General features: G+C 56.2%; 11 protein-coding genes. 5 read left to right on the forward strand and 6 right to left on the reverse strand.

The genetic code is table 11. The features are described 5' to 3' along the window. The first annotated feature begins 13 nt into the window (after positions 1–13). Positions 14–1,624 carry an McrB family protein gene (locus tag ACAW74_RS22350; protein WP_370700461.1) on the forward strand — a complete coding sequence of 537 codons (1,611 nt, stop codon included), beginning with the start codon at positions 14–16 and terminating at the stop codon, positions 1,622–1,624. Positions 1,625–1,843: 219 nt separating this feature from the next. Here ACAW74_RS22350 and ACAW74_RS22355 read toward each other — a convergent pair whose 3' ends face one another. The 3 genes from ACAW74_RS22355 to ACAW74_RS22365 form a co-directional block, all read right to left on the reverse strand. After that, positions 1,844–2,509, reverse strand: a complete 666-nt coding sequence (locus ACAW74_RS22355; RefSeq protein ID WP_370700462.1) for a DUF4288 domain-containing protein — start codon at positions 2,507–2,509, stop codon at positions 1,844–1,846. A 75-nt stretch (positions 2,510–2,584) separates the two neighbouring features. After that, positions 2,585–4,078: a Fe-S cluster assembly protein SufB gene (gene sufB / locus ACAW74_RS22360; RefSeq protein ID WP_370700463.1), complete on the reverse strand. Its 1,494-nt coding sequence runs from the start codon at positions 4,076–4,078 to the stop codon at positions 2,585–2,587. Between the two features lie 164 nt (positions 4,079–4,242). Beyond that, positions 4,243–6,225 carry a hypothetical protein gene (locus ACAW74_RS22365; protein ID WP_370700464.1) on the reverse strand — a complete coding sequence of 661 codons (1,983 nt, stop codon included), beginning with the start codon at positions 6,223–6,225 and terminating at the stop codon, positions 4,243–4,245. Positions 6,226–6,297: 72 nt separating this feature from the next. Between ACAW74_RS22365 and ACAW74_RS22370 the strand changes: the two genes are divergently transcribed. The 3 genes from ACAW74_RS22370 to ACAW74_RS22380 all read left to right on the forward strand — a co-directional run bounded on the left by ACAW74_RS22370 (position 6,298) and on the right by ACAW74_RS22380 (position 8,092). Continuing rightward, positions 6,298–6,651, forward strand: a complete 354-nt coding sequence (locus ACAW74_RS22370) for a DMT family transporter (protein WP_370700465.1) — start codon at positions 6,298–6,300, stop codon at positions 6,649–6,651. A gap of 52 nt (positions 6,652–6,703) precedes the next feature. After that, a complete protein-coding gene (locus ACAW74_RS22375) occupies positions 6,704–7,228 on the forward strand; it encodes a YfiT family bacillithiol transferase (protein WP_370700466.1) in 525 nt (174 codons plus the stop codon). 108 nt (positions 7,229–7,336) lie between these two features. Then, a complete protein-coding gene (locus tag ACAW74_RS22380; protein WP_370700467.1) occupies positions 7,337–8,092 on the forward strand; it encodes a carbonic anhydrase in 756 nt (251 codons plus the stop codon). 95 nt (positions 8,093–8,187) lie between these two features. Here ACAW74_RS22380 and ACAW74_RS22385 read toward each other — a convergent pair whose 3' ends face one another. Both ACAW74_RS22385 and ACAW74_RS22390 read right to left on the reverse strand, forming a co-directional pair. Beyond that, on the reverse strand, positions 8,188–9,156 hold the full coding sequence (locus ACAW74_RS22385) for an acetyl-CoA carboxylase carboxyltransferase subunit alpha (protein WP_370700468.1): 969 nt from the start codon (positions 9,154–9,156) through the stop codon (positions 8,188–8,190). A gap of 104 nt (positions 9,157–9,260) precedes the next feature. Continuing rightward, the gene (locus tag ACAW74_RS22390; RefSeq protein WP_370700469.1) at positions 9,261–10,691 is read right to left on the reverse strand and encodes an MBL fold metallo-hydrolase RNA specificity domain-containing protein; all 1,431 of its coding nucleotides are present in this window, start codon (positions 10,689–10,691) and stop codon (positions 9,261–9,263) included. Between the two features lie 225 nt (positions 10,692–10,916). On the opposite strand from ACAW74_RS22390, the gene dacB reads away from it, so the two are divergent. After that, complete coding sequence (gene dacB / locus ACAW74_RS22395) at positions 10,917–12,587, forward strand: D-alanyl-D-alanine carboxypeptidase/D-alanyl-D-alanine endopeptidase (RefSeq protein ID WP_370700470.1); 1,671 nt, start codon at positions 10,917–10,919, stop codon at positions 12,585–12,587. Positions 12,588–12,598: 11 nt separating this feature from the next. On the opposite strand, the gene ACAW74_RS22400 is transcribed toward dacB, so the two are convergent. Further along, complete coding sequence (locus tag ACAW74_RS22400; RefSeq protein ID WP_370700471.1) at positions 12,599–14,071, reverse strand: sensor histidine kinase; 1,473 nt, start codon at positions 14,069–14,071, stop codon at positions 12,599–12,601. Between the last annotated feature and the right edge of the window lie 9 nt (positions 14,072–14,080).

Consider the following 14,080-nt stretch of genomic DNA (forward strand, 5'->3'; position numbering starts at 1 on the left):
TCTTAGTTGAGTAATGATTGCCGAACGCCCTTCCCAAACCCTCATCGACCGCATCCGCGACATTGGCCAACCCGAGGCCGTCCGGCGTTTTTTTGGGTTGCTGAAAGAACTCATCGACATTGTCAACCTGCCCAATGGTGACCCTCGGCTGGCGTTCTCGGTGCGTAAAGACCGAAAATCCATTTCGGCCGATGTCAATTTCTTTCTGGCGTTGCGGCTGCACAAACCCCGCACCGGCGAGGCCGAATACTGGCTTACCATCAAACGGGCCGATCAGGATAAGCTCAAAAAGCTGACCGAGATCGACGTGGCTCCCATTACTGAAAAAGCCGACTACGTCTCGGTGATTGTGGGGCAGTCGAGTGCGCACCTGCTGCATCATCAGACGCTGCGCCGCTGCTGGGAAGATTGCCTGCTCGAACTGCTCGAAACGCCCAAACGTGGCCCCCACGTTGCGCGCCATAACACCGACATCTACGAAGCCGCCGAAAACGAGGGCTTTCTGAGCGATCTGCTCCGGCTTGCCGACAACCCGGAACTCTCCTACGATGCCATCCGCACGGATGCCTCGCCCGCCGAAGTGGCTGAAGATGAAGCTGGGTACGTTATCAACAAGCCTACATTTCCCAAAAACCTGATTCTGTACGGGCCACCGGGCACGGGTAAGACGTACCTGGCCCGGCAACTGGCTCAGCCCTACCCTACCGACGTGGTGACGTTTCACCCGTCGTATGGCTACGAAGAATTTGTCGAGGGAATCCGGCCTGAAACCATAGGTAATCAGGTGACGTACAAAGTCAGAAAAGGCATTTTCTACAAGGCCTGCGTAGCAGCGGTGCAACTGGCAGGCTACGCAACGCTGGCCGATTGCCTCAACGATCAGCCTCAAAATCGGCAACGACGACTGGCCAACGCCCCAACGCAGGTGCTGCTGATCGACGAAATCAACCGGGCCAATATCGCCAAGGTCCTGGGTGATCTGATTGCGTTGCTGGAAGATTCCAAACGCCTCGGCGCGCCCGACGAACTCTGGCTAACGCTCCCCTACTCGCAGGAACGCTTTGGCATTCCGCTCAATCTGCACATCATCGGCACGATGAACACCGCCGACCGTAGCATTGCCTTGCTCGACATTGCCCTACGCCGCCGGTTCAACTTCCGGGAGATGGGACCGCACTACGACGGGCTGGGTACGTTGGAGGCAGGTGTCGAGTTGGGTACGTTGCTGCGCACGATGAACGAGCGGATTGAATACCTCTTCGACCGTGATCACCTGATTGGCCATGCCTACTTGCTGGGTGTGCAGACCCACGACGAGCTTTGTCTTGCTTTCCGCGATAAGCTGATTCCGCTTTTGCAGGAATATTTCTACGACGACTGGCGGCGCATTCAACTCGTGTTGGGCGACAACCGGGCCTGGGGCAAAACGCCCGATCAACGCCTGATCTGGGTGAAAAAGCAGTATTCTGCCCCAATGGAACGCGACCTCTTCGGCGAATCGCCCGACGACCGGCCCGACGTCGTCACCTACGAACTGAACCCGCATCTGGTAGCCGGCGAGTTCGACAAAATCCCGACCGAAGCCTTCACGCGGATTTATACCAAGCGCGAATCGGCGAGTTGATGCTGGCTTGGTATCGGTACAGGGTCAGTTTCTGGATGCCATATTCACCGGTGGTGATAGGGATGTGGCGCTCCCTTTTTCGCAATTTCGGAATCGACTGCACTAACATTATCGTCGTGGCAACTACAGGCAACATCAGTAGCACAAGGAAGTGAGAACGCGAGACTCGGTACAACTGAAAACTACTACAAATTTAAGGGATACATCAACCCTGAGTGCTCACCACTGTCCATCCCAGTAATCACTGGGCTTCATTCGACGGCGTTGGAATGACGAAAAAAGCTCCACGGGACCATCGACAGCAAACGGTTTTTGTAGACTAGGTTCGTGAGCATCCAGAATGCCGTGAAACTTCCAACGTACCCAATGGCCGTCAGTGTTCATATAAGGTGTTTCATAGTCAGCTGCGTAAGCCCTCACCCATTCCTCCGCAATTTCTCTAGACTTAGCTTTCACTAGCACGAACTGCTCTTCAACACTGATCAAGCCTTTTTTTCGCCCTTCAATCTGGATGATGAACTGTAGTTTCAAGCACCAATAATTCAAGGCCTTACGAATTTTTCGCCTTCGCCCTGGAGAAGTTCGGCGCACGATTATATGGTTCACCCCGGGGTAGGCAGAAATGCGATCGAGTTGCGCTAGCGTCGTCGTAATGTCAACCTGATATCCCCTACGCTGTATAACATACGTTTCAATTTGAAAGTCAGTAATTAATTGCCTAGCCACAAGGTTGCGCTGACATTCGGCCTCTTTTCTACGATGTTCAGGATCCCTTATCTTCTTTAAGGCAAGCGAGTCATTATCGATACTAACGCTGATTTCAACCGTTACTTGATCCGGTTCTGTATCGTCTGGAATTTTCCAGTCTTCAAGGCCAATTATCATCTATAGAAAGCAGTACTAAAATAAAAGGCCCCCGCAAGTTTGCAGGGGCCTCAATATAATCAAATGTATTCTCGCTTACCCAACCGAACCTTCTAGGCTGATTTCGAGCAGCTTCTGGGCTTCAACGGCAAACTCCATCGGGAGTTGGTTGAGCACTTCTTTAGCGTAGCCGTTGATGATCAGGGCGACCGCCTGCTCCGTGGGGATACCGCGCTGATTGCAGTAGAACAGTTGATCTTCGCCAATCTTCGACGTTGTGGCTTCGTGCTCCACAGTAGCCGTGGGATTTTTCACCTCGATGTACGGGAACGTATGCGCGCCGCACTTGTCGCCCAGCAGCAACGAGTCGCACTGCGAGAAGTTACGGGCACCTTCGGCGCGTTTCATCACCTCGACCAGACCCCGGTATGAGTTTTGGCTCTTACCGGCCGAAATGCCTTTCGACACGATCCGGCTCTTGGTGTTTTTGCCAATGTGGATCATTTTGGTCCCCGTGTCGGCCTGCTGCATGTTGTTGGTAACGGCTACCGAATAGAACTCGCCAATTGAGTTGTCGCCTTTCAGAATCACCGAGGGATATTTCCAGGTGATTGATGAACCGGTTTCAACCTGCGTCCACGAGATTTTGGCGCTGGTGCCACAAATGCCCCGCTTCGTCACGAAGTTGTAGATACCACCGCGCCCTTCTTTGTCGCCGGGATACCAGTTCTGCACGGTCGAGTATTTGATTTCGGCATTGTCTTGCGCGATCAGTTCAACGCAGGCGGCGTGGAGCTGATTTTCATCGCGCATGGGTGCTGTGCACCCTTCGAGGTAGCTTACGTAGCTGCCTTCATCGGCCACGATCAGTGTGCGTTCAAACTGCCCTGTACCCGCCGCGTTGATGCGGAAGTAGGTGGACAGTTCCATCGGGCAACGAACGCCTTTCGGAATGTAGCAGAACGAGCCATCCGAGAAAACGGCAGCGTTGAGCGCGGCGAAATAATTGTCTTTAGCCGGAATCACTGAGCCGAGGTATTTCTTCACCAGTTCGGGGTGCTCGTGAACGGCTTCCGAAATCGACGAGAAGATGATGCCTTTGGCGGCCAGTTCCTTTTTGAACGTCGTAGCGACTGATACCGAGTCCATTACGGCGTCGACAGCCACCTGCGGACGCTCGATGGGGTTACCATTGGCGTCAACGGGTTCGTCAATCACGCCAGAGAGGCGTTTCTGTTCCGACAATGAAATACCCAGTCGCTCAAACGTCCGGCGCAGTTCGGGATCGATCTCATCGAGCGAACCAACCGTCTTCTGCTGCTTCGGTGCCGAATAGTACTTGATATCCTGATAGTCGATCTTCGGGTATTTGACGTTCGGCCAATGCGGTTCCTCCATCGTCAGCCACAGACGAAACGCATTCAGGCGCCACTCGAGCAGCCATTCGGGTTCGTTTTTCTTAGCGGAGATGAAGCGTACAATATCTTCGTTCAGCCCTTTGGGAGCTTCATCCGCTTCAATTAGGGTCTCAAACCCGTACTTGTACTCGGCGTTGGTGATGCTCTCTAAGAGTTCAACTTCTTTGCTCATGTTAAGTCGGCGATTGCCAATGAGAGCGGCTGCAACGCAAAACGCCCTCCTCGTTGTTTAAGAACTTATCTTACAAAATTAACAAATAAGCATCAGCCACTGTTCCGGGCTTTGGAAATAAGCTCAGGCAGGAACGATTTAGGGACCAGACAGCCCCATCGCGGTCACCCGTTTACCCGATAAACGCGGCAATTAGCGGCTTCGAGCAGCAGTTCGCCCGTGGCGGCGGCTTCAACCGGGTACCCAGGTACGTCGCCGACGGTTGCGCTGAACAGGTACGTACCCAGTTGCCAGGCCAACGAGATACCCACGCCCGCTTCGACAACCGGTTTTTGCAGCCAGACAACCGGCTTGTTAGACAGGTCGGACCAATGGGTTTCGGCAAACGAGCGAATAAGCTGGATGTTCATGAATTGCTCGACGTTGGTGCCCCAGACAAACGGCCCGTGCGTGACCTTGTCGGTCTGGCTCTCGTCGCTGATCCGGAACACGTAGAGCTTGGTGTATTCTTCGTTGGCACCGCGTTCAAGGTGCAGGTTTCGCACCTCAAAACCCAGCCCAACGTAGCTGGGCAGCTGGGGCAAAAACAGGCTCACAAAGTACCGGAAGGTATTGCCCGTGTGGTAAAATTCATCGAAACGGGGGTCGTCCTTATCGGCGGTCATGACCGTAAAATTGGGCGCGAACGACTGGGTTTCGGCCAGCTCCAGGTACGTTGCCAGTTGCTCGTTGAACACCGCCGACCCCACCACCATCGATTGCAGATCGCCTAGCGTGCTGTCGGCGTCGATAGCTTCCAGGTGCGCTACCTCGTCGCCATAGGCCATGGTGTCGGGCGGGGCCAGGAAGGTTTCGGCAAAGAAACCGAAGTGCGGGGTTCCCTGCTGCTGCACATAGTGTTTGATGGTCCGCAAGGGGTCGTAGAACGCGTCGGGGATAGCCGGGACGCCCTCGGACGGAACGCCGCCCGGCCGTGGTTGCACATGGGCCATATCGCCCCGCATGAAATCGAAATTGAATTGCTGCTGGCAGGCTCGTACCTTCCGGCAGATATACTCCCAGGCGGCGCGGTTGGGGCGGCCGAAATCAAGCTGCCAGTCGCGGTTGTCGTTCAGGCTGTGGTAGAATTTGTAGCGAGCCAGTGGGCCAAACACCCGCGAGAACGGCTGCGGCTGGTTAAAGCTATACTGATACCACACCTGCCCGAACTCGTCGGTGATGAAATCGTCAGGAACGATATGCAGCCCCCGGTACGGCGGGGCCATGGTCATGGGCAGCGTCTCGAAGCCTTGGTTGGTCAGGTGCTTGATCAGGTCGAGTCGCCGCTGAAGCCGCCCGCTATAGTCGCCTGGCCGACCAAACAGAATTAGGTGTCGTTGCTCATCGGTCAGCAGCGGAATTTGCGTCGAGAAAAAGACGCTTTTCGAGTACGTGATCGGGCTACCATCGGCCGTGCCGTGCTGGTGCATAAACTGCCAGATCACCTCTTCGACGTGCCGGTATACGTTTTCGCTATGATCGACGAGCCGATGCCCGTCGCGGTGGACCCACTCAAACAGCGCGGGATGGATCAGCGCCATTTCGGAAAACCGATCGGTATGCGGAATCACGTCCATACCCACCGTGCGGCCCAGCGCATGCAGCAGGTTGGTCACCACCTTGAGTTGCTTGTCGACGGTATCGAGCGTGGGGATGAACCGGGCCAGATCAACGCTGTAAAACTCCGGGTTGATCTGCCAGCTCACCATGCCGTAAAGGCTACCGACCACACCGGGCTCCCAAATGGGCAGCAGGTGGATGCTGTCGTGGCAGGCAGGCAGCGTGAGCGTGTAATTGACCACATTCCAGAAGGAGCCGATGGTGCGGACGTTGACGCCGACCATGTTGCTTTGCCGCAGCCACCGCCCGCTGGGCTGCCCCAACCGGGGCGAGGGGACGGTTTGCTGGGGGTCAAGGGCGCGGCGCAGCAGGTCGGTTCCCAGCCGTTTTTGCAGGATGTCGAGCGTCTGATACACCGAGAACTGCACGGCGATCTGCGGCAACAGATTAGGTACGTAAGACGATTGCCCCGTCTGGAACGCGTTCAGGTACGTTGGATACTGTTGTTGCCAGTCGGCGTTCAGGGTAGCGATGGTATTGGTCGACATGAAGCAAAAGTAAAACGATTTGATAATACAACTTCCTGCCTCGGCTCGCCTTTGCGCCCTTAATTTGCCGACATGGCCTGGTTGTTTTTAGCGCTGGCGGCCCTCTGCCAGACCGTGTGGACGTTTTCGCTCAAATTCGCGGATTTCAAAGCGCTGGCGGCGTTTAGGTTGTCGCTGCCCGTGGTGGGTCCGGTGCTGCTCAACGTAGTGTCGGGTTTGGTCAACGTCGTTTTTCTGAATCAGGCCTTCCGGTACGTACCTGTCACGACGGCCTTTGGTATCTGGACCGCCCTGACGCTGATCTTTATCAAACTAGCCGACGTGCTACTCTACAAAGCGCCGTGGTCGGCGGGTGAGCTATTTTTCATCGGGCTGCTGGCCGCTGCCATTATTGGCCTGAAATGGGTAGGCGGCGGAAACGCCTGACTGTATATTGCCAACGCATTCAAGACGCAAGGGTGCGCGTACTACTTTCACCATGTCAGATCCCCGTCAATTTCCCATTGGCCCCTGGAGCGGGCAAACCGACTTCTCAGCAGCTGAGATCACTGAACGCATCGCCTTACTGCGTGAATTACCCCGGCAGTACCGCCAACTGACGGAACATCTGGGCGATGAGGCGTTGCAACGTACCTACCGGCCCGGTAGCTGGACGATCCGTCAGGTGGTGCACCATGTCGCCGATACGCATCAGTGGCACTATTTCCGCATCAAACACGCGCTGACCCAGCCCGACGTTCAGCCCGGTATTCTGAGCACCGTAACCGATTGGGCGCAGCAGCCCGACGGTCACGATGCCCCGTTGGCCCCATCGCTGGCCCTGCTGGAGGGGCTACACGAGCGGCTGGCTTACCTGTTTGAGCGCCTCCCCGAAACCGACTGGCAACGGGCTTATTATCACCCATTCCGGCAGCTCAATGTCTCGCTCGCTTCGGCGCTGGATATGGTGGCCTGGCATGGTCGGCATCACCTCGCGCACATCGAGCTGGCGCTGACGGCCTGATGCTCCGATGGTGTCCGATTGGCTGTCTACCGAACGATTACTAAATCCATTGAAATAATAGAGTTGGGTTCGACGTAGCTAGTATAGTTATCAACGAACTCAACTGTTATGAACCGGATTTCTCCCGCCACGGCCGGGCTGCTCCTGCTGGCGGCTGTAGGCTGTACCAAAACGGGTACCGACAACGCCACCCCAACGCCCGCCGACTGGAATTACGAACAAACCAACTGGCAATCGGAAGGGGCACCCATCTGTACGGGGCAAGCCCTATCGCCTGTCGACATCGACACCACCAAAACCCGCAAGACCAGCCTACCCGCGCTTACGGTCAATTACCAGTCGATGCCGTTGCAGGTGCTCGACGACGGCCACACTATCGAAGTACTGGGCGATGGCAAAAACGCGATTACGTATCAGGGCGTAACGTACCTGCTGAAGCAGTTTCATTTTCACCGGGCGAGTGAACACACGCTCAATGGCAAAGCCGCTCCAATGGAACTGCACCTGGTGAATCAGGACGAGCGCACGGGGGCGATTCTCGTGCTCAGCGTTTTCCTGACGAATGGCCCGCAAAGTGCAATCCTGCAACAAGTATTAGCCAATCTACCCACTACTCTGGGGCAGCCCAATACGGTAGCGGGCGTCAGTATCAATCCGGCGGATCTGTTACCTCAGTCTAAGGCCTACTACACGTATGCAGGTACGTCGACGGCCTCGACCTGTACCCAACGGCTGGACTGGATTCTCTTCAAAAACCCGATGCCCATCTCGGCGGGTCAGGAAGCAATTTTCGCCCGAAAATACCCCAATAATAGCCGCCCCACCCAACCGCTGGGCAACCGCGAGGTAGTGGAGCAGGAGTAAGATCAGTATACAGTGAACAGTATGCAGTATACAGTGGGCTATCGCAGGAAGTAAATTGCCCCCACTGTATACTGCATACTGTTCACTGTATACTGTTATTCGATCACCACCCCCATCGAACAGAATTTCTCGATGCGCTGATCGATGCGTTCGTCGGCGGTGAGCGTGTTGAGTTCGGCCAGGGTGTCGAGAATCTTGTTTTTCAGAATCTCAGCCATTGCGGCGTGGTCGGCATGGGCGCCGCCAGTGGGTTCGTCAATGATGCCGTCGACCAGCCGGAACGCCTGCATGTCGGCGGCGGTGAGCTTCATGGCTTCAGCAGCCTGCTCCTTGTAATTCCAGCTCCGCCAGAGGATCGTCGAGCAGTTTTCGGGCGAAATAACCGAATACCAGGTGTTTTCGAGCATCATTACCCGGTCGCCGATAGCAATGCCGAGTGCGCCGCCCGAAGCCCCTTCACCGATGACAATGCAAATCACCGGCACTTTCAGCATAAACATCTCTTTGAGGTTGCGGGCGATGGCCTCACCCTGTCCCCGCTCTTCGGCTTCAAGCCCCGGGAACGCCCCCGGCGTGTCGATCAGCGTCACGATGGGCTTGTTGAATTTTTCGGCCATTTTCATCAGCCGCAGGGCCTTGCGGTAACCTTCCGGGTTGGGCATACCGAAGTTGCGCTGTTGCCGCTGCTTGGTATTGCGCCCTTTCTGCTGCCCGATAATCATGACCGTCTGCCCTGTTCCGTCGCCACGGGTGATTTCGGCAAAGCCACCCACCATCGCCGGATCATCGCGCACGGTGCGGTCGCCGTGCAGTTCGATAAACTGATCGCACATGCGCTCAATGTAATCGAGCGTGTAGGGGCGGTCGGGGTGGCGTGATAGCTGTACGCGCTGCCAGCGGGTGAGGTTGTTAAACAGTTCGGCCCGTAGCTTGTCGATGCTTTCTTCCAGCGACGCAATCGCTTCGGTGACATCTACTTTACTGGTTTCACCCAGTCGCTTCAGTTCGTCTAACCGGCCTTCCAGATCAGCCAGCGGCTTCTCAAAGTCGAGATAAGTTCTCATATTTTGCGTTTACCGTTTGGCGTTTAGAGTTTGAAGTTGGCTGACGCAAAATCAAAAACGTGCGTCAGCCAACTTTAAACTCTAAACGCCAAACGGTAAACTAATTATAGTTCATAACTCTGCCCCTTGGCGGGGATTTCAACATGGGTGTAACCGGCTTCGGCAAGAGTATCCCGGAAGGCCTCCATGCTGCTGGTTTCTCCGTGCACCAAAAATACATTCTTCAATTGCTCGGGCGATTGCATCCGGACGAAGTTTAGCAGATCGTCGCGGTCACCGTGGCCGCTGAATACGTCGATGCGCTCGATGTTGGCCATCACCTGCTTTTCTTCGCCTTTGATCGTCAGCGTGGGTTGCCCATTGAGCAACCGCCAGCCCAGCGTTCCTTCGGCGCAATACCCGATGATCAGGATGGTGCAATACGGGTTTTCGATGTTGGCGGCTACGTGGTATTCTACGCGCCCGCCCTGCACCATGCCCGACGACGAAATGATAATGCACGGCTCGTTGTAGTCGCTGACGGCCTTGCTCGCTTTGGCCGACTCCAGGAACTCGAAGTTGTCGAAGTCGAAGATGGTCTCGTTTTCTTCGTAAAACTCCCGCGCTTCTTTGCTCAGCTGACGGATGTTTTTCTGATACACCTTGGTGCTTTCCAGGCCCATCGGGCTATCCGAAAACACTTTGATGGGCTGAAAACCCCGCTCGGTATAGAGCCGGTTGAGCGTGTACAGCAACGATTGGGTACGTCCCACCGAGAACGACGGAATGATGAGCCGCCCCGGAATATCGATGCAGGTACGTTTGATGACGTCGGCAAGCGCATCTTCCGGGCTCATCTGATCGACGTGCAGGCGGTTGCCGTAGGTCGATTCGCAAACGAGGTAGTCGACCGGCGGCACCGGAGCGGGGTCAACGAGGAGCGGGTAGTTTTTGCGGCCAATGTCGCCCGAGAAACAGATGCTTTTCTTCTGCCCGTTCTCGTAGACATCCACCACAATGTGCGCCGCACCGAGCAAATGCCCGGCCGGAATGAAGGTAACGCTGCACGAATCAGTGAGGCGGAATTTGCGGCCAAACTGGATGGGCACCACGCTTTCCATGCTTTCGCGCACCTGCTTTTCCAGAAACAGGTCTTTCAGCATCTGCGACTGCTTGTCGCGTACCCGTTTTTTCTTGCTACCGTTGAGTTCGTTGATGCGTTTGCTGTTAAGCGAGGCGGCGTCCTGCAACAGAATGTTGGTCAGCGCGTAGGTTGGCTCGGTGCAGAGAATCTGGCCTTCGTACCCTTCGCGATACAGATTAGGCAGGTTGCCCGAGTGGTCGATGTGCGCGTGCGTGAGCAGCACAACATTGATACTGGATGCTTCGAAAGGGAAGAGGCCAGTAGTAGGTTGGTCAATGGGGGGAGTCTGGTCGCTTGTCGACCGTTCCAGATTAGACCCACAGTCAATCAGGATACGGTAATCATCGTCCAGTTCCAGCAGATACATACTACCCGTTACCTGCTGGGCGGCTCCCCAAAATGTTAATTTCATGCGTGGTCTATACCGTCTATATGATCATGGCCGACGCGTTCAGGCATAGCATGGTTCCATTGGTTGCCATGTGCCGGTTCGGCGCAGTTATTCATGGGGTCGGATAAGGGGGCGGGTTTGCCTTATTTGCCCAAAAAGGGCCTTTTGATAACGCGGGTACGGTATTCTAAATTCCCTTAGCTTTGCAAAGCTACGAAAAAGGCCCATACAGCCTAACCCCTCATTGTGCGTCGTTCTTCTGTCCTGATCCGTATGTTACCCGTGCTGCTGGGCCTGCTCAGCAGTTACTTCCTGCACGCCGACGCCGTTACGCTGCTGGCGGGGCGAGAGCCCCTGTTGGCCAACAGCGCAGTCTACACCCTGTCCCCGCCCGATTCGGCTACGCTGCAACGGCTACGCGACTGGGCCGAAAGTCTGCAACGGGGGCCACTGGTGCAGAATGGCACCGTAGCGCTGTCGGTTCGGCGGGTCAGCGATGGGCTTTGTGTCTTTGGTCAGAATGAATTTCGCAGTCTCCCCACGGCCTCAACGCTGAAGCTGGTATCGACCGGTACGGCGCTGGCTACACTGGGTAGTACCTTCACGTATACTACGTACCTGGAATATGACGGGGCTATCAAAGACAGTGTACTGACGGGGAATCTGTACCTGCGCGGCACTGGTGATCCCTCGCTGGCGAGCGGTCGGTTTGCGGGGTACCCGGCCTGGGTGGCGTTTCTGCGCGACGTCTCCAGCCGGGTGCGGCAGGCGGGTATCCGGCGCATCGACGGGGCGATCATCGGCGACGCCAGCTTTTTCGACGGCCAACCCACCCCCGACACCTGGCCTTTTGGCGATCTGGGCAATTATTACGGGGCGGGCCTCTTTGGTCTGAATTTCAACGAAAATCTGTACCGGGTCGTTTTCAAGCCGGGCACGGCGGCGGGTGCTCCGGCCCCCGTGTTGCGCACCGACCCTGCCCTGCCCTACCTGAGCCTGAACAATCGCGTATCGACGGGCCCCGTGGGCTCTGGCGACGAGGTCAACATTTACGGCGTACCGTTTCAGAACACGGCCACACTCGAAGGCACGGTGCCCCCCAACCCATCCGGGGCAGTACCTGAGTTTGCCGTGAAAGGCGCTATGCCCGACCCCGCTTACTTCGTAGCCTACGCCCTCACCGAGCAGTTCCGCCGCGATAGTATCCGCGTTTCCGGAACGCCTGCCTCCTACCGGCTGGGTACGTTGCCGGTTGAGTTATTGGCGGCCAATACAGCGCCTCAACCCGTTTCTACGCCCGTCGCCTACACGCCGGGGCCGTTTGTGTCGGCAGCGGGCAGCACGTCGGCCACAAGCACCGTCCGTACGGAAGTGTATCGTTACACGTCGCCGCCGCTGAGCGATCTGGCCCGTGAAACCAATTTTCAGAGCATCAACCTGTACGCCGAAGCCCTCCTTAGGTCGGCGGCGCGGCAGATCAAACAACGGTCTACAACCTGGCCCGAGTCGGTTTCGGCCATTACGGGCTACTGGCAGGCCAAAGGCGTCCATCTGGACGGTTTCCGGCCGCGAGATGGCAGTGGCCTCTCGACCGTGGGGGCGATGACTGCCGACAACATGACGAGCTTCCTGATGGCCATGACCCGCGAGGGAACGTACCCAGCCTTCTACGCCAGCATTCCGGTGGTGGGCCAAAGCGGCACCGTACGCGGGCTGGCCAAAGGCACCAAAGCGGCCGGTAACGTACGCGCCAAGAGTGGCACCATCGAGGGCGTTCGGGCCTACGCGGGTTATTTCACGGCCAAAGATGGGAGCCTGATGAGCTTCTCCCTGATGATCAATAAGTATCAGGAAGGCAAGTACGCTGCCCTGACGCCCCAAATCGAACGGCTGTTTGTGTTGTTAACCGGGTTATGAGGGCACAGTGTCTAGCGTATCAGCAGCTTGGCGTTCGATAAATCTGGCGCGGCTTTAGGCTGCTTTTCGGGCAATAAAACGATGAACGTTGTCCCGGCCCCTTCCCGGCTTTGCGCCGTAATGTAGCCATTGTGGTGGGTGATCACCCGTTTACAGATGGCCAGGCCAATGCCGGTTCCTTCGTAATTTGTTTTGCTGTGCAGCCGCTGGAAAATGTCGAAAATGCGGTCGAGGTATTTTTCGTCGAAGCCAATCCCATTGTCTCGAATCGTGAGCCGCACGTAACGCTCGCCAAATACCAGACCCGGATAAAAGGCGCTCTCCGTAAACTCTGCCTCGATACGTACCTGCGGAGCCACGCCGGGCTTTACATACTTCAAGGCGTTGGTAATCAGGTTCAAAAATAACTGCTCCACTTGCAACGCGGCCGCATCGATCGTAGGCAGATCGCCCCGGCTGACGGTGGCGTTGGTCTCCTGCACCGACAACTCCAGATCGTTCATCACCTTGTCGACCAGTTCGTTGAGCGACACGGGAGCAAACACATCACGTCGGCTGGTCAGGCGCGAGAAGTTGAGCAGGTCGCGAATCAGCATCGACATCCGGTCTGCCGACGTAATGATCTTGCTCAGGAACATGCGGCCATCGCCTTCCAGCGAGGGGCTGAACCGTTCGGTGAGCAGGTCGCCAAACGCCCGAATCTTTCGGAGCGGCTCCTGCATGTCATGACTGGCAACGAAGGCCATTCGCTCCAGTTCCTGGTTCGAGGTTTCCAGTTGCTGAATTTTCTCCTGCAATTGCTGCTCGTAAGCCCGCAGTTGCGCCTCGTTTTCGGCCCGCTGATGCAGTTCGTTGTCGAGCAGTCGATAGAGCGTAACCAGTGCGATAAACGTCAGCATCGACAGCGCGAAGATGATCACCAGCGTATTACCAAACGACTCCCGCGCCAGCACGTTGCGCTGCTCCATCAGCCGCTGCTCCGTCTCGATCATTTTCCCGGCGTAGGCCCGCACTTTATCCATACGCAGCTTGCCGATCAGCAGAAACTCTCGCCGCACCGTTATGTCGTTGCTGGCCGTCAGCCGAATCTGTTTCCGGGCAATGGCGAATTTGCGTTCAATCAGGTATTCCAGCGTATCGACGGTTTTCAGTTTGGCCGAATCATCCTTGAATAGCTTTCGCAGATCGGCCAATTTTCCGGGAATGCGCGGGTAAGCCGAATAGTAGGGCTCCAGGAAAACGCGGTCGTTTGAGCCCAGATAGCCCCGCACGGCCGTCTCCACGTCTTTAGTCAACGACAGTATATCGTCCAGCCGGTTCAGGACCTGAAAGGAATACGTGATGTTCTGATTGTCCCGCTGCGATCGGTTGTAACTATGTACCGACATAGCAAACCCGAACCCCACCAACAGCACCGCGACCACAAAGCCTACGGCAATCCGGCGGTTTTTAAGCTGCTGAATGAGTACAGAGAAGAAACGCATTAACGGGAG

The sequence above is a fragment of the Fibrella musci genome, assembly GCF_041321105.1.
GTDB classification, from domain to species: domain Bacteria; phylum Bacteroidota; class Bacteroidia; order Cytophagales; family Spirosomataceae; genus Fibrella; species Fibrella musci.